The sequence below is a fragment of the Lysobacter sp. A286 genome (genome assembly GCF_054052105.1).
On sequence record NZ_JBSVRJ010000001.1, the window covers coordinates 633,805 to 650,012 of the forward strand.

A 16,208-nucleotide genomic window follows, 5' to 3' on the forward strand; every position below is an offset into this window, starting at 1 on the left:
CCGCAATTGATTCCGCAGCCCGGTATTCATGGGCTGGCAGTCCGACCCTAAAGCAGAAACGAGGCGTTGACAAACCTTTTGCTTGAGTGCATTAACGCCTGGCCGCAGCGTGGGTGGGTATTGGTCACGGGCGCAGTGCAATCAGCAAACCGCGTGCGCTGGCGAGCCGGGCGCCAGCATCGGGCAGGTCCAGGGTCAGCCGCAGCTTGTCCGGGCCGTCCATGCGGTACAGCTTCGATTGCCCCTGGATCAGCTTGATGATCGCCATCGGGTCGACATTGGGCTTGTCGACGAACTGTATGCGGCCACCCTTCTCACCAATGTCCAGCTTGCTGATGCCCAGTCCGGTGGCCTGCAGTTTCAGCGCGGCGATCGCAAACAGATGCTTGGTCGGGGTGGGCAACAAGCCGAAGCGGTCAATCATCTCGACCTGCAATTCGCGCAGCTGCTCGTCGTCGCGGGCACCGGAGATACGCTTGTACAGCGTCAGGCGGGTGTGCACGTCGGGCAGGTAGTCGTCCGGGATCAGCGCCGGGACGTGCAGTTCCACGTCGGCGCCACGGTCGTGCGTGCCATCGATGTCGGGCAGCTTGCCCTGGCGGATGCTGCGCACCGCGCGCTCCAGCAACTCGGTGTAGAGACTGAAACCGATCTCGGCCATCTGCCCGCTCTGGTCCTCGCCCAGCAGCTCGCCGGCGCCGCGGATCTCCAGGTCGTGGGTGGCCAGGGTGAAGCCGGCGCCCAGCTCGTCCATCGCCGCGATCGCGTCCAGCCGCTTCTTCGCATCGGCGCTGATCGAGCGTTGGTCGGGAACCACCAGGTAGGCATAGGCGCGGTGATGGGAACGCCCGACCCGGCCACGCAGCTGATGCAGCTGTGCCAGACCGAACTTGTCGGCGCGGTTCATGATGATGGTGTTGGCGTTGGGGATGTCGATGCCTGATTCGATGATCGTCGTGCACAGCAACACGTTGAAGCGCTGCTTGTGGAAGTCGAGCATCACCCGCTCCAGCTCACGCTCGGGCATCTGGCCATGGGCAATCCCGATGCGCGCCTCGGGCACCAGCGCCTCGAGCTCGCGCTGCATGCGGCCGATGCTTTCCACATCGTTGTGCAGGAAGTAGACCTGCCCGCCGCGCGATATCTCGCGCTGGAACGCCTCGCGCAACTGGCTGTCGTCCCACGGCACCACGAAGGTCTGCACCGCCATCCGGTGCGCCGGCGCAGTGGCGATGATCGACAGGTCGCGCAGTCCGGCCATCGCCATGTTGAGCGTGCGTGGGATCGGGGTGGCGGTCAGGGTCAGCAGGTGGACGTTGGCGCGCATCGCCTTCAACGCCTCCTTCTGGCGCACGCCGAAGCGCTGCTCCTCATCGACGATCACCAGCCCGAGGTCCTTGAAGTGCACGTCCTTCTGCAGCAGCCGATGGGTGCCGATGACGACGTCGATCGTTCCGTCGGCAGCCTTCTCCAGTTCGGCCTTGATCTGCTTGGTCGACTTGAACCGCGACAGCACCTCGACCTTCAACGGCCAGTCGGCGAAGCGGTCGCGCATGGTGTTGTAGTGCTGCTCGGCCAGCAGGGTGGTCGGCACCAGGACGGCGACCTGCTTGCCCGCAGCCGCGGCGGCGAACGCGGCGCGCACAGCGACTTCGGTCTTGCCGAAGCCCACGTCGCCGCAGACCACCCGATCCATCGGCTGACTGGATTGCAGGTCGCGCAGCACCGCCTCGATCGCCGCATGCTGGTCGGGGGTTTCCTCGAACGGGAACGCGGCCGCGAATGGCTCGTACATCGCCCGGTCCAGATCGATCGCCAGTCCCGCGCGTGCCTGACGCCTGGCCTGGATCTCCAGCAACTCGGCAGCGACATCGCGGACTTTTTCCTGCGCCTTCTTCTTCGCCTTGCTCCACTGCTCGCCACCCAGCGAGTGCAGCGGCGCGGTCTCCACCGACGCGCCGGAATACCGGTTGATCAGGTGCAACTGGCCGACCGGCACGTACAGCCGGTCGCCCTTGGCGTACTCGATTTCCAGGTATTCGTTCTTCTCGCCGCCGGCCTCCAGGGTGACCAGGCCGCGATAGCGACCGACACCGTGGTCCTCGTGGACGATCGGCGCGCCCTCGGACAGCTCGCCCAGGTCGCGGACGATCGCTTCCGGTTCGCGCCCGGCGCGCTTGCGCCGGCGTGGCTGGCTGGCGCGTTCGGGAAACAGCTGGCGCTCGGTGAGGACCGCCAGCGGGGGCTCGGTCAGGGCGAAGCCGTCGTCCAGTGGCGCGACCGCGATGGCGAAACGCGACAGCTCGGTTTGTTCCGCCAGCGGAAGCAGCCCGGCGAAGCTGGGCCAGTCCGGCAGCACGTCCGGCTGCAGTTCGGCCGCTTGCAGGATCTCCAGCAGCGCCTCGCGTCGTCCGGGTGAATCCGCCGCGACCAGCACCCGTCCCGGATAACTGCCCAGAAACGATTTCAACTCGCCGGCCGGAATCTGGTCGCGCGCGGCAATCGGCAGCGCGGGCGCCGGTTGACTGGCCAGTGCCTGCGCGCGGTCGCGTTGCGGATGGCCTTCGCCGCAGACCTCGATGCGCACGCCCCGGTTGAGGCGTTCGCGCAGCGCATCCGGCGACAGGTACAGCGTATCGGGCGGCAACAGCGGACGTTCCAGGTCGTGGCGACGCTGCTCGTAGCGTTCCCCGGTGTGGCGCCAGAACACCTCGGCGGCCTCGGCGGCACCCTCACCGAGCAGCGGCAGGGTGTTCTCGGCGAGATAATCGAACAGCGTTGCGGTCTGCTCGAAGAACAGCGGCAAGTAGTACTCGATGCCCGACGGCGCGGTCCCGGCTTTCAGGTCCTGGTAGAGCGCGCTGCGCCGCGTGTCCAGGTCGAAACGCTCGCGCAATGCGTCCAGTGCGTGCTTCAGCGATGCCTCGTCCAGTGGCAGCTCGCGGCCCGGTAACAGATGCACCGCGTCGATCTTGTCGAACGAGCGCTGGGTCTCCGGATCGAAGCCGCGGATGGTGTCGATCTCGTCGTCCAGCAGCTCGACCCGGAACGGCTGGTCCGCGCCCATTGGATAAACGTCCAGCAGGCCGCCGCGCACGGCGAAATCGCCCGGGTCGAGCACTTGCGGCACGTGCCGGTAGCCGGCCGATTCCAGGCGGCGTTTTTCTGCCTCCAGGTCCAGCCGTTGGCCGACCTGCACATCGAAGCTGCCACCAACCACGTGGCGCATCGGCGCCAGGCGTTGCAGCAAGGTCTGTACCGGTACCACCACGATGCCGCGCCGCAGTTTCGGCAGCCGGTTCAACGTCGCCAGACGTTGGCTGACGATTTCCGGATGCGGGCTGAAGTGGTCGTAGGGCAGGGTTTCCCAGTCGGGAAAATGGAGTACCGGAAGCGGCGGTGGTGCATTATCGGTGGCCGCGTCACCGCGCGGACCCGAAGCGGGAACCCCCAACAGCGTGCGCAGGTCCGATTCCAGCTGTAGCGCGGCATGATTGTCGCGCGCGACAACCAACAGCGGACCGTCGTGAGCCGTTGCGGCGCAGGCGATGTGGAAGGCGAGGGCCGAGGGCGAGACCGGCGCGCGCCACCAGGCGCGCTGCTGGCCTGCCTTGGGCAGCGGCGGGGCAGGAAATATGGGGAAGGGCATCAGGTGCAGGATTTTAGCCGATCATGCCGTTGCCGGGCATAACCCCGGGGCGATGACCGACGACACGCGCTCAATCGTTGCCAGTCAACCCCTGGCGACCGGCTTGAGGTCCAACATCACCCGCACCAGACCGTCTTGCTGGGATTCGCGGGTAAAACCAAGTGACTGGGCCAACGACAGCATCGGCAGGTTGTGCTCGAACACATCGCCGTAGATTCGCTCCAGCTGCTTGCTCCGGGCCCACTTCACCAGTCGGGTCATCAGGTACCGGCCCAGGCCCATGCCGGCGATGTAGTGGCTGACGAGTATTGCGAATTCCGCGTCACGGCCGTTGGGGTCAATGAATATCCGTGCCACGGCGCCGACCAACGCCTCCCCGGGCGGCAGTGGCTCGGCGGCTACCAGGGCGAATTCTGTCTTGGGGTTCAACCGGGTGAAGCGTTCGATCGTCTCTGCCGACATCCCCCGTACCGAATGCAGGAACCGCTGCCGCACCTCTTCGGGCTGCAACAACGAAAAGCCTGCCCGCAAAGGCTCCGCGTCCTCTGGGCGGATCGGGCGGATCAGCAGTTCACGTCCGTTGGGCAGGCGTTGCCGCTCGTGCCACGGAGGAAGTCTTTCTCGGGAGCTCATGCGGAGGATATTGCCATAGTCGGTGTAAACATTTGCTTCACCCGGAAATCACGTCAACCCCATGTTTGCCGGTTCGTTCAGGCCTGTTGATCACGGATATCGCCATCGCCGATGCTAGAATTCCGCCGCTATTCATTGAGGATCGAACCATGGCCGGTGGCGGTGATTCAAACCGCGCGATCTACTTCGCGCTGGGTGCCAACTTCCTGATCGCGGTGGCCAAGGGTCTGGCCGCATTCTTCACCGGCTCCAGCGCGATGCTGGCTGAAACCGTGCACTCGCTGGCTGACTGCGGCAACCAGGGCTTGCTGCTGCTGGGGCTGAAGCAGGCGAAGCGGCCGCCGTCGCCGGAGTACCCATTGGGCTATGGCCGGGCGATTTATTTCTGGTCGTTCCTGGTCGCGGTGATGTTGTTCACCGTTGGCGGAATGTTCTCGTTGTACGAGGGCATCCATAAGCTGCAGGCGCCTGCTGACCCGGGTGGCAGCAGCCTGTGGTGGGCGGTCGGCGTATTGACGTTCGGCATCATTGCCGAGGGCGTTTCGATGAGGGCCTGCTTGCAGGAGGTCAACAAGTCGCGTGGTCAGCGCAGCATCTGGCGCTGGTTCCGTGAGAGCCGGCAAGCCGAACTGGTGGTGATCTTCGGAGAGGACCTGGCGGCACTGCTGGGGCTGATGTTCGCACTGGTTGCCGTCGTCGCCACCATGGTCACCGGCAATCCGCTGTGGGATGCGGTGGGCACGATCGGCATCGGTGCGCTGCTGATCATCGTGGCGGTCTTCGTCGCCATCGAGATCAAGGCGATGCTGATCGGACAAAGCGTAGACCCGGAACGCGAGCGTCAGATCCGGCAATTTCTGGACGGCCGCCCCGAGCTCACCCGGGTGATCAGCTTGATCACGATGCAACTGGGCAACCAGGTGATGGTGTCGGTGCAGGCGCAGATGCGCGAGAGCGGCAGCGTCAACAACCTGGTGGCCGAGATCAACACGGTGGAGGTGGCGATGAAGCAGGCCTTCCCCGAGGTGCGCTGGAGCTTCTTCGAGCCGGACGTGCGTACCGGCGCTTGAGGGCGCGTCCCCGGGCACCCGACCCGGGCGGGGCCGCCAGCGCATCCGGTCCCGGCCCCGTGGCGATGGCTAACTGGCCTGCTTCAGCCATTGCACACGCGATGATGAGCCGGCCTCGCCCAGTACCTGCTGCAGCAAGGGCATCACGGTGGCCAGGGTCTGGTCCAGTTGCCATGGCGGGTTAAGCAGCAACATCCCGCTGCCGTTCATTCGCAGCGGCGAATCGTCCGGGTGCACCATCAGCTCGGCCAGTAGCGACGACTTCACCGGCAGCGCGGCGGCGCGGCGGAAGAACTGGTTCAGCGAGCGACGCAGCTTGATCGGATACCACACCGCGTAACTGGCGTGCGGCCAGCGCACAAGCGCCTCGCGTACCGCGCCGATGATGTGGTCGAACTCCTGCAGCTGGGCCTCGTAGGGCGGGTCGATCAACACCAGCCCGCGGTTGAAACGCACCTCCCCGAACTTCGGCGGAAGCAGGGCCTTCATGGCTTCGTAACCGTCGCGCGCATGCACCGCGACGCGTGGATCGGCGGCGAAGTTGGCCTTTAACTGCGCGGCTTCCTCGGGCAGCAATTCGCAGGCCGCGATCCGATCGCCCTCGCGCAGCGCGTGCGCCAGCAGCCACGGCGAGCCGGGATAGCTGGCATTGCCGTGTTCGCTGCGACAGGCCTTCACGGCGGCCAGGTAGCGGGTGATGACCGGGTGCCGCGGCGCTTCGGCGAGCAGCCGGCCGATGCCGCCCTCGGCCTCGCCGGTGCGCTGGGCGGAGTTGCTGTCGAGCGCGTACAGGCCGCGCCCGGCATGGGTGTCGAGCGCAAACAGCGGTGCCGGCTTGGAGGTCAGCGCGTCGCACAGCGCCAGTACGGTGACGTGCTTGAAGACGTCGGCATGGTTGCCGGCGTGGAAGGCGTGGCGATAGTTCATCGCGACAGGATATCCCGGCGGCGGGGTGCGCGGCTGGCTTATCCTGTCGTGGCCGTCCGTTGCCGGCTTCCCCCGCCATTCCCGGTCCCGCCTGCCCATGCCCCGCATCCTTCTGGTCGAAGACGAGACCGCGATTGCCGAGACGCTGCAATACGCCTTGCGCGCCGAAGGTTTCGAGTCCGTGCACTGCCTGACCGGTGGCGAGGCGTTGCGGCTGGTGGCCGGGCAGGCCTTCGATCTGGCCGTACTCGACATCGGCCTGCCCGACATCAGCGGTTTCGCGTTGTGCCGCGAGCTGCGTCGCAACAGCTCGATGCCGGTGATCTTCCTGACCGCGCAGGGTGCCGAAGCCGACCGCATCCTCGGGCTGGAGATCGGTGCCGACGATTACGTGACCAAGCCGTTCTCGCCCCGCGAGCTGGTGGCGCGGGTGAGGGCGGTACTGCGCCGTGGCCAGGCACCGACGTTGGCCGTGCCCGCGGTGGAGGCCTTCAACCACGACGCGGCAGGGAAGTGCATCCGGTTCCGCGGACACATGCTGGACTTGACCCGTTACGAGTACGGCCTGCTGGCTGCGTTGTTGCAGCGGCCCGGGGCGATCCTGTCGCGGGCACAGTTGATGGACCGGGTCTGGGGCGATGCGCTGGAAAGCGGCGACCGGACGGTCGACACCCACATCAAGACGCTGCGGGCGAAGTTGCGCGAGGTGGACCCGTCGGCCGATCCGATCCGCACCCATCGCGGGCTGGGTTACTCGCTGGAGGTCGCGTGACTGGGGCTAGAGCTTGGGCCAGAACGGCGGAATGAGGCGAATGTCTTGAACATCGGGTTGCGGATTTTCCTCGGCTATTTCCTGATCGTCGCCCTGGCTGGGCTGCTGGTGGTGCAGGTGTTCGTCCAGCAGGTCAAGCCGGGCGTGCGCCAGGCGATGGAGGACACGCTGGTGGATACCGCCAATGTCCTGGCCGAACTGGCGACCGACGACCTGCAGGCCGGGCATATCGCCGATGGGGCGTTCGCCCGGCGCGTGCGGGCGGTGGCCAAACGCGACTTCGGCGCCAGCATCTGGGGTTTCGACAAGCATCACGGCAATTACCGCGTCTACGTCACCGACGCGCGGGGCGTGGTCGTGTTCGACAGCAGCGGCACGGCGCTGGGCGCGGACTACTCACGCTGGAATGATGTGCGCCGGACGCTGGACGGGCACTACGGTGCACGCTCCAGCCGGAGTGATCCGGCCGATGAAAACTCCACCGTGATGCATGTCGCCGCCCCGATCCGCGACGCGGACGGAACCCTCATCGGCGTGCTGACCGTGGCCAAACCCAACAGCACCTTGATGCCGTTCATCGAGCGCGGGCAGGCCGTGGTGCTGGGGTGGGGCGCGGTGCTGCTGGGCGCAGCCCTGTTGATCGGCCTGACGGCCGCCGGGTGGTTGTCGCGCCAGCTTGCCGGGCTGCGGCGTTATGCCCACGCGGTCACCGCTGGTGAGCGTGCGGTCCCGCCGCGCGCAGCGGGCGAGTTCGGCGAACTGGGCGCCGCGCTGGAAACCATGCGCGCCAGGCTCGAGGGCAAGCAGTACGTCGAGCACTACGTGCACAGCCTGACCCACGAAATGAAGGGGCCGCTGGCGGCGATCCTGGGCAGCGCAGAACTGCTGGAGTCGCCAATGCCCGAAGCCGACCGTGCACGCTTTGTCGCCAGTATCCGGACCCAGGCCGACCGCCTGGCGCAGATGATCGACAAGCTGCTCGCCCTGGCCGCGGTGGAGCATCGGCAGCGGATCGAGCAACCCGAGCCGGTCGACATGGCGCGATTGGCCGCCGATATCGCCGGTCTTTGCGCGTCACGCCTGCTCCGGGCGGCCGTCGAGTTGCGGCTGGAGACGGCCGTGGCGACGGTCAGCGGCGATGCGTTCCTGCTTCGTCAGGCGCTGGTCAACCTGGTCGACAACGCGGTGGATTTCGCCCCGGTCGGCAGCGTGGTCGAGCTGCGTTTGCGGAGCGAGGGCGTCGAGGTCGTCGTCGAGGTCGCCGACCGCGGTCCGGGCGTTCCCGACTATGCAGCGCAACGGGTGTTCGAGCGGTTCTATTCGCTGCCGCGCCCGGCAGGCGGCAGTCGCAGCAGTGGGCTGGGGTTGTGCTTCGTGGCGGAAGTCGCGGCCTTGCACGGCGGACGGGTCACCCTCGGCAATCGCGCGGGCGGTGGTGCGCTGGCAACACTGGTGCTGCCGGCGACCGGGTAACGCTTCACCCTCGCTTCACCGTGGCCCCATCGTCCGCACATGCGCGCCATCGATGCTGCCGTTGGTTGCCACGACGGGAGTGCAAAAATGCGACTTTGGATGAAGATGGTGTTGGTGCTGGGGATGACCCTGGCGATCCTGGTGCCGTTGACGATGGTGCGCGGGGTGGTTCACGAGCGACAGGAGTACCGGCGCCAGGCGGTGGCTGACATCGCCCGCAGTTACGCCGGCCAGCAGTCGTTCGCGGGGCCGGTGCTGGTGGTGCCGTATCGGCAGTTGGTTGAGGTCGAGGAGCCCGATGCGAACGGCGTGGTGCGAAGGGTGCGCCGGATGCAGGAGAGCCAGTGGACATTTTTTCCCAGCACGTTGGTTGTCGACGGAGACCTCAAGCCGGGCATCCGCCGACGCGGGCTGCATGAGGTCCGGGTGTACGAGTGGCATGGGAGCGCACAGGCTTCATTCGATCTGGAGATCCCGGCCGATCCCGGCCCGGAGCAGGCGCGCCGGATCGGCCAGCCCTACCTGGGTTACGCGATCGGCGATGTGCGCGGGCTGGTAGGTACCCCGGTGCTGAAGGTCGATGGCCGCAGCGTGAGCCTGGAGCAGGGCCGGGGCTATCGTCGCGGCGAGGGCCTGCATGTACGGCTGGGCGTGCCGGCATCGGGTGAGACGCGCACCGTGAGCACCCGCCTGGACTTCGTGCTGGCCGGCACCGAACGTCTGGCGCTGGTCCCACTGGGTCATCAGAACCGGTTCTCGCTGGATTCGAGCTGGCCGCATCCGAGTTTCGAAGGCAGCTCGCCCCGCACCCGGACCATCGACGCCAGCGGCTTCCGGGCCGAGTGGGGTATTCCCGGTCTGGCCAGCAACGCGCAACGAAGTTTCCTGGAAGGTATAGCGGCCGACCGGGCGCGGGCCGGCGCCAGCGGCGCGGAGGATGGATCCGCCGGGGTGGAAAGTGTCGGCGTGTCGCTGGTCGACCCGGTCGATGTGTACGCCAAGACCGATCGCGCGACCAAGTACGGCCTGCTGTTCGTACTGCTGACCTTCATCGGGTTCTTCATTTTCGAGCTGACCCGGCAGTTGCCGATCCACCCGATCCAGTACGGCCTGGTCGGGCTCGCGCTGGCGCTGTTCTTCCTGCTGCTGCTCAGCCTGAGCGAGCATTTCAGGTTCGGCTGGTCCTACCTGGTCGCCGGGGCCGCCTGTATCGGCCTGATCACGTTCTATCTCAGCGCGGTCCTGCGAAGCGTGCGGCGGGCGCTGGGCTTCGCCGCGATGCTGGCCACCCTGTATGCCGCGCTCTATGGATTGCTGGTGTCGGAAGACAACGCGCTGGTGCTGGGTTCGGGCCTGCTGTTCGTGGTTCTCGCCGCGCTGATGACAATCACCCGCAAGGTGGACTGGTACCAGTTGGCCGGGCGTCCGTCGCTGCGTCCGCGGCGGTCCGGGCCGAGCTTGGGCGAGGGCTGATTCTCGTGACCGTCGGCGCCCCAGGGGAGGCGCCGGCGGTTTCCGGACGGATGACCCGGATGGCCTTCTCCGCATTGGATTGCCGTTTACCCGACCGTAAGCTGCGCACGTACTGTCACTGGCGGGCGCGCATCCCCCAGACCAAAAGAGACCGCTGAGCATGATGTCCGGCATGACCCCGCTCACCGAATCCGCATCTCGCCATACAGACCACCCGACGCTGAGAGCACTGGTCGTGCACAGCGTAGTCGGCGCGGCGATCCGGCCGTTCCTTGGCGAGATCGCGCAGTTGCGGGCCACGGTGCTCTGCGACTGGCCGAACCTGTATGACGGCGATGTCGCCAGCCAGGCCCGGCACCTGCAGGTCTACCTGGACTCCTGGCGCAGCATTGCGATCCTGGTGTCCGACGGTGCCCGGTTGGTGGGCGCGTCGATCGGTTTGCCGTTGGGCGATGCGCGCGAATCGTTGCGCCAGGTGTTCGCTCCGGCAGGGCGCGAGGTCGGCCGGGCCTTCCATTTTGGCGGATCGGTGTTGCTGCCGGCGTATCGCGGACGCGGCCTGGGCCATCGTTTCTTCGATGAGCGCGAGTCGCATGCGCGCGCACTGGGCGGCTTTGAGACGACGACGTTCCGCACGGTCGAGCGCGCCGTCGACGATCCGCGCCGGCCGCCGTTTGGCCGCAGTCTGGAACCGTTCTGGCACAAGCGCGGCTACCGCCGGTGCGAGGGTCTGCCGCAAAACTTCGCGACCTGGTCGCGTCCTCTGGAACGCAACTTCTAGCTACGGGCGGGGAACTCCCATCAACGCGATCGCGTTCGCCACGCCCTGCATGCGTCAGACCAGCAGGGCTATCCGCGGTACCCACAGAGCCACCCCGGCCAAGCCGCTGCCGATCACGATGGCAGCCAGCACGTCGCTGGGGTAGTGGAGGCCCAGTACCACCCGGGAAGCCGCGACGGCAGCGGTGAACGGCGCCAACACCCACGCCAGCACCGGGTAATGCGCGATTGCGACCAGGCTGAAGGCGACCGCATGCAAGGTATGTCCGGACGGGAAACTGAACTCGTCCAACGGCGCAACCCACGCCTGGATCCGCTGGTCGCTGGCAAACGGCCGTGGACGGCGGGTCCATCGCTTGAGCAGTTTGTACAGGCCCAGTGCGACTAGCCCGGTCGCCGCCAGGTGGATCGATGCGGCCAGTCCGTCGATGCCGTCGACGAGGATCATCATCGCCATGAGCAGGTACCAGAACATCCCGTCGCCAAGCCGGCTGACTGTGGCGAATGCGGCCCGCGAAATGCCGCCACTACCCAGCTGGTTGAGCCTCAGGCACCAGCCCGACTCATCGGCGACCAGACGTTGATGCCAGCGCAATCGACTCATCCTTCCTCCTCGCGACCAGGTCGCGCAGCAATGCATCGAAATCCCGTGCGACCTGTTGCGGTTGCAAGCTCATGACGGCCTCGCGCCCGCGTCGGGCCATGTCGGCGCGTTGTTGGGCATCGCCGCCGATGTTCACCGCCGCGGCAATGAACCCCGTGTCGTCGCCATCGTCGATCGCTGCGCCGTGCACGCCGTCTCGCAGATGCTCACGGGCGGCGCCGTAATTGAATGCGACCGGTGGCACGCCACTGGCCATGGCTTCCAGGGTGACGTTACCGAAGGTTTCGCTGTGGCTCGGGAACAGGAACAGGTCGCCGCTGGCAAAGTGGCGGGCGAGTTCGTTGCCGCGCTGTACGCCACAGAAGATGAAGTCGGGATGCTCGCGCTCCAGGCGAGCTCGTTCCGGTCCGTCCCCGACCCAGACGAAGCGGGCGCGTGGGTGGGCTTCCTGCAAGCGCCGGTAGGCCCGTATGGCCAGGTCGAGGTTCTTTTCCGGGGCAATCCGGCCGACATTGATGGCGACCGGGTCGTCCGGGCCAACGCCCCATTGCGCGCGCAGCGTCGGGTCGCGGCTGTCGGGGGTGAAACGGTTGCAATCGACCGCCCTCGGCAGGCGCCGCACCTGCCGGAAGCCTTGTGATCGCAGGAGGCCGGCCAGCTCGTGGGTAGGCACCAGGGTGGCGTCGGCGCGGTTGTGGAAGTGGCGCATCCAGCGCGATGCCGCGTTGCCGAGCCAGGCGAACCCGTAGTCGCGCATGTAATGGTCGAAGCGGGTATGCAAGCCGGTTGCGGCGGGGATTCCCAGTTGCCGCGCCGCGCGTAGCGCCGACCAGCCCAATGGCCCTTCGGTGGCTATATAGATGGCGTCCGGTGGCATTGCGCGCCAGTGCCTGATCAACGCACGGGTCGCCGGCAGGCCGATCTGCAAGCCGGAGTAGCGCGGTAGCGGCACGCCACGGATCAACAGCTCGTGGTCTGCCGATTGGCAGTCGGCGGTCTGTCGCGGCCGTACCAGGCCGACCTCGTGACCCAGTTCGCGCAGTCCGTGCTCCAGGTCCCGCACGGTCAAGGCGACGCCGTTGACCTCCGGTGGATAGGTCTCGGTGACGATCGCGTAGCGCATCGGGGGCCTCCGCCTGAGTGCGCCCAGCGTGCCGCGGTGAGGTGAACCGAAGATGGCGAAAATATGACAATGATGTGACGTCAGCGGGTGACGCATCGACGTGTTTGCCGGACATTAATGGGCGATTCGATAGGCTGTGCCGATCCCTGTTTCCGGTAAACCCCCTTGCGCCGACGCGAACTGCTGATCGCGGGTCTCACGCTGCCCCTTGTCGCCTTGCCAGGCGTGGGGAAGCCGTCGCCGTTGCGAGCCCTTGCCGGCGACGTTCCGGTGCAAGACCCATTGGCGCGGCCCTTCACCCCGGACACCGTGCCGGGGCTGGCCCGCGCGCTTGCCGCGCAACCTTTCCAGCCCGCTGCCGGGAAGTTGCCGGACTCGCTGCGCAGTATCGGTTATGACCAGTACCGGGAGATCCGTTTCGATCCCAGGCAGGCGTTATGGCGCGGACAGGGAAGGTCGTTCCAGGCGGAATTCTTCCATCGTGCGTTCCTGTTCGGGCAGCGGGTGGACATCCACCAGGTGGCCGATGGCATGGCTACACCGATCGTCTACCAGCCGGGAATGTTCAGCTTCGGCTCGGCGCCGGCAACTGTCGAAACGGATCTCGGTTTTGCCGGCTTCCGCCTGCATGCGCCCATCAACACCCCCGACTATTTCGACGAGGTCTGCGCCTTCCTTGGTGCGAGCTATTTCCGTGCGGTCGCCCAGGGACAGCGGTATGGATTGTCCGCGCGCGGGCTGGCGTTGCGCACCGGCGATCCGGCCGGCGAGGAGTTCCCGGTCTTCAAGGCGTTCTGGATCGAGCGCCCCGAGCCGGGCGCGGGGCAGATCGTGGTGCATGCGCTGATGGACAGCCCCAGTGTCGCGGGTGCTTTTGCCTTTGTGATCCACCCCGGCCAGGAGACCGTATTCGACGTCAGTGCGCGCCTGTACCCGCGCGTGGAGCTTTCCCTTGCAGGCATTGCACCGCTGACCAGCATGTTCCAGTTCGACGCCAGTGATCGGGTCGGTATCGATGACTACCGCAGTGCGGTGCATGACTCCGGCGGGCTGGCATTGGATACGGCTAGCGGCGAGCAACTGTGGCGACCGTTGTGCAATCCGGTGGCGCTGCAGGAAAGCATCTTTGACGATGACAGCCCGCGCGGCTTCGGGCTGATGCAGCGCAAGCGCAGGTTTTCAGACTACGGCGACAGCGAAGCCCAGTACGAACGCCGCCCGAGCCTGTGGGTGGAGCCGGTGGGTGACTGGGGCAGGGGCAGCGTGCACCTGTTCGAGCTGCCCACCGCGGATGAGTACCACGACAATATCGTCGCGTTCTGGCGCCCGTCGCAACCGCTGGCGGCAGGTCGCGAGCATCGCTTCGACTATCGCCTGCACTGGTGTGAGCGACGCGGCGACCAGGCAGTGCTGGCAAGGACCGAGCGCACCCGGATCGGGGCGGCGCCGAAGGGCGCCCGACGGGTCGTGATCGACCTGGCCGGAGGCGGGTTGGCGAGCCTGAACGAATCCGCCTTGCCGCGAGCCGAAGTACACGCCAGTCACGGCCAGGTCACTAACATTGTTGCCCATGCCAGCCCCGAGACGGGCGGCTGGCGCCTGGCGTTCGAGCTGCACCCCGGTGACGAGCCGTTGGTGGAGTTGCGCGCCCGGTTGCTGTCGCAGGACGGCAACCCCCTTTCGGAAACATGGATTTACCGATGGACCCGATCATGATGAATGCCTCTTCGCTTGCCGCCGCCCACCAGGCGCGGCCACTGTTGCCAGCCGAAGCACCGTTGCAGATGCCGGTGCAATCGTTCCAGGAGGCCGAGCCGGCCGCCGCCACGTTGCCGGGCAGCCCCGCCGGCATCATCTGGCGCCGTGCATGGATCCTTGGTGGCACCGGTGGACTGACCCTGTTGGCGACCTACCAGCTGTGGTGGGCCTTGCGTGGCGGCGGACTGGGTGCGCTGGAAGGGCTGACCCTGGTCCTGTTCGCCTGCCTGTTCGTCTGGGTTGCGCAGAGTTTCATGAGCGCCCTGTCCGGCTTTGCATTGATCGTCAATGACTACCGTCGCCGCGGCGGGCTGGGCTTGATTGATGCCGGGCCACTGCCCGCGCTGACCACGCGCACCGCGCTGTTGATGCCGACCTACAACGAGGATCCGGAGCGGTTGATGGCCGGGCTGGAGGCCATCTGCGAATCGGTGATTGCCACCGGCCGAGCGGCTTCGTTTGATTTTTTTGTACTCAGTGACACCACCCGCAGTGAGTTCCAGCAACGGGAGTTGGCAGCGTTTCAGGGATTACGGGGTCGCCTGGGTGGACAGGTGAACCTGTTTTACCGTCATCGTCCCGACAACCTGGAGCGCAAGGCTGGCAACATCGCCGAGTGGGTAAAGCGTTTTGGCGCGGCGTACCCGCACATGCTGATCCTTGATGCCGACAGCCTGATGACCGGCAAGGCGGTGGTCAGGCTGGCGATGGCGATGGAGCGCAACCCCGGGGTCGGGTTGATCCAGACCCTGCCGGTAGTGGTCAATGGCGGCACCGTGTTTGCGCGCATGCAGCAGTTCGCCGGGCGCGTGTACGGTCCGGTGTTGGCGCGTGGCAATGCCTGGTGGCATGGCACCGAGGGCAACTACTGGGGCCACAACGCGATTATCCGTACCGCGGCATTTGCCGTCGATGCCGGCCTGCCGAAGCTGGAGGGCGGCCGCCCGTTTGGTGGCAGTATCCTCAGCCATGACTTCGTGGAGGCGGCTTTGTTGCGCCGCGGCGGTTGGTCGGTGCACCTGATCCCCGGTCTGGGCGGCAGCTATGAAGAAGGCCCGCCCTCACTGACCGACATGCTGGTGCGCGACCGCCGCTGGTGCCAGGGCAACCTGCAGCACGCAGGTGTGTTGCCTGCACGTGGATTGCACTGGGTCAGTCGCTGGCACCTGCTGACCGGCATCGGGCATTACATCACCGCGCCCTTGTGGGGGATGCTGATGCTGATCGGTCTTGTGATGACCATGGCGAATTCGGGCTTGCGCCTGCATGAGCTGGTGCTCCCCGGTCTGGCATCGTCCGCGAACTGGGCGGGGCCAGGCGATGGTGAGCGCTTCTTGTGGGTTTTCGTGCTGACCATGTCGTTGTTGCTGGGTCCCAAACTATTGGGCTTCCTGCTGACCCTGGTCGACCCGTGGGCGCGTCGCAGCTGTGGCGGAGCCTTGCGGTTGACGCTGGGGGTGCTGGTGGAGACGGTGCTGACCACGTTGATGGCGCCGGTGACGATGTGCCTGCAGTCGCGCGGTGTGGCCGAGGTGCTGATGGGGCGTGATTCCGGTTGGGAAAGCCAGCGCCGTGACGATGGCACGTTGTCGCGAACTGAGTTGCTGCAACGCTACGGTGGGGTGACGGCCTGCGGGCTGGTGGGCGCGGTATGGAGCTATGCGGTCTCGCCCTCGTTGATGTTGTGGATGTCGCCGGTGCTGCTTGGACTGGTGGTGTCGATGCCGCTGGTCGCGTTGACCGCGGCGCCGATACCGGGCCGCCGCTTGCGGCACCTCGGACTGTTCCTGACTCCCGAGGAGGTCGTGCCGCCGCCGGTGCTTGCCCGTGCGCAGGCGCTGCGCGGATCGCTGGTCCGGGCGGTGGCGTGCGTGGACGCTCCCGGCCTGGCGCCGGCGGAGACGACGTCGGAATTGGAGCCGCACCCGGTGTAGGGCGCGTGGGCG

The 16,208-nt window shown here is 66.6% G+C and carries 12 protein-coding genes; 7 read left to right on the top strand and 5 right to left on the bottom strand.

From position 1 onward, the window contains the following. Nucleotides 1-124: 124 nt before the first annotated feature. Entirely contained in the window at nt 125-3,649 is a 3,525-nt protein-coding gene (gene mfd, locus ACW7G0_RS03055) for a transcription-repair coupling factor (RefSeq protein WP_456987551.1), read from the bottom strand. Between the two features lie 84 nt (nt 3,650-3,733). Beyond that, a complete protein-coding gene (locus tag ACW7G0_RS03060; protein WP_456987553.1) occupies nt 3,734-4,282 on the bottom strand; it encodes a GNAT family N-acetyltransferase in 549 nt (182 codons plus the stop codon). Between the two features lie 149 nt (nt 4,283-4,431). Here ACW7G0_RS03060 and ACW7G0_RS03065 point away from each other — a divergent pair, with 149 nt between their 5' ends. Continuing rightward, a complete protein-coding gene (locus ACW7G0_RS03065) occupies nt 4,432-5,352 on the top strand; it encodes a cation diffusion facilitator family transporter (protein ID WP_456989435.1) in 921 nt (306 codons plus the stop codon). A gap of 69 nt (nt 5,353-5,421) precedes the next feature. On the opposite strand, the gene ACW7G0_RS03070 is transcribed toward ACW7G0_RS03065, so the two are convergent. After that, entirely contained in the window at nt 5,422-6,279 is an 858-nt protein-coding gene (locus ACW7G0_RS03070) for a 23S rRNA (adenine(2030)-N(6))-methyltransferase RlmJ (protein ID WP_456987554.1), read from the bottom strand. Between the two features lie 97 nt (nt 6,280-6,376). Here ACW7G0_RS03070 and creB point away from each other — a divergent pair, with 97 nt between their 5' ends. The 4 genes from creB to ACW7G0_RS03090 all read left to right on the top strand — a co-directional run bounded on the left by creB (nt 6,377) and on the right by ACW7G0_RS03090 (nt 10,778). Continuing rightward, entirely contained in the window at nt 6,377-7,051 is a 675-nt protein-coding gene (gene creB / locus ACW7G0_RS03075) for a two-component system response regulator CreB (protein WP_456987555.1), read from the top strand. Nucleotides 7,052-7,096: 45 nt separating this feature from the next. Continuing rightward, nucleotides 7,097-8,524, top strand: coding sequence for a two-component system sensor histidine kinase CreC (gene creC, locus ACW7G0_RS03080; protein ID WP_456987556.1), 1,428 nt, complete (start codon nt 7,097-7,099; stop codon nt 8,522-8,524). An 87-nt stretch (nt 8,525-8,611) separates the two neighbouring features. Continuing rightward, complete coding sequence (gene creD, locus ACW7G0_RS03085) at nt 8,612-9,997, top strand: cell envelope integrity protein CreD (RefSeq protein WP_456987557.1); 1,386 nt, start codon at nt 8,612-8,614, stop codon at nt 9,995-9,997. A gap of 172 nt (nt 9,998-10,169) precedes the next feature. Continuing rightward, entirely contained in the window at nt 10,170-10,778 is a 609-nt protein-coding gene (locus ACW7G0_RS03090) for a GNAT family N-acetyltransferase (protein ID WP_456987559.1), read from the top strand. 54 nt (nt 10,779-10,832) lie between these two features. Here ACW7G0_RS03090 and ACW7G0_RS03095 read toward each other — a convergent pair whose 3' ends face one another. Continuing rightward, nucleotides 10,833-11,381 (bottom strand): phosphatase PAP2 family protein, encoded by a 549-nt coding sequence (locus ACW7G0_RS03095; RefSeq protein ID WP_456987561.1) that lies wholly within the window; start codon nt 11,379-11,381, stop codon nt 10,833-10,835. Next, on the bottom strand, nt 11,341-12,504 hold the full coding sequence (locus ACW7G0_RS03100; RefSeq protein ID WP_456987562.1) for a glycosyltransferase family 4 protein: 1,164 nt from the start codon (nt 12,502-12,504) through the stop codon (nt 11,341-11,343). The genes ACW7G0_RS03095 and ACW7G0_RS03100 overlap by 41 nt, the downstream gene beginning before the upstream one ends. A gap of 165 nt (nt 12,505-12,669) precedes the next feature. Between ACW7G0_RS03100 and ACW7G0_RS03105 the strand changes: the two genes are divergently transcribed. Both ACW7G0_RS03105 and mdoH read left to right on the top strand, forming a co-directional pair. Beyond that, complete coding sequence (locus tag ACW7G0_RS03105) at nt 12,670-14,220, top strand: glucan biosynthesis protein (RefSeq protein WP_456987564.1); 1,551 nt, start codon at nt 12,670-12,672, stop codon at nt 14,218-14,220. After that, entirely contained in the window at nt 14,193-16,196 is a 2,004-nt protein-coding gene (gene mdoH / locus ACW7G0_RS03110) for a glucans biosynthesis glucosyltransferase MdoH (protein WP_456987566.1), read from the top strand. The genes ACW7G0_RS03105 and mdoH overlap by 28 nt, the downstream gene beginning before the upstream one ends. Nucleotides 16,197-16,208 lie beyond the last annotated feature (12 nt).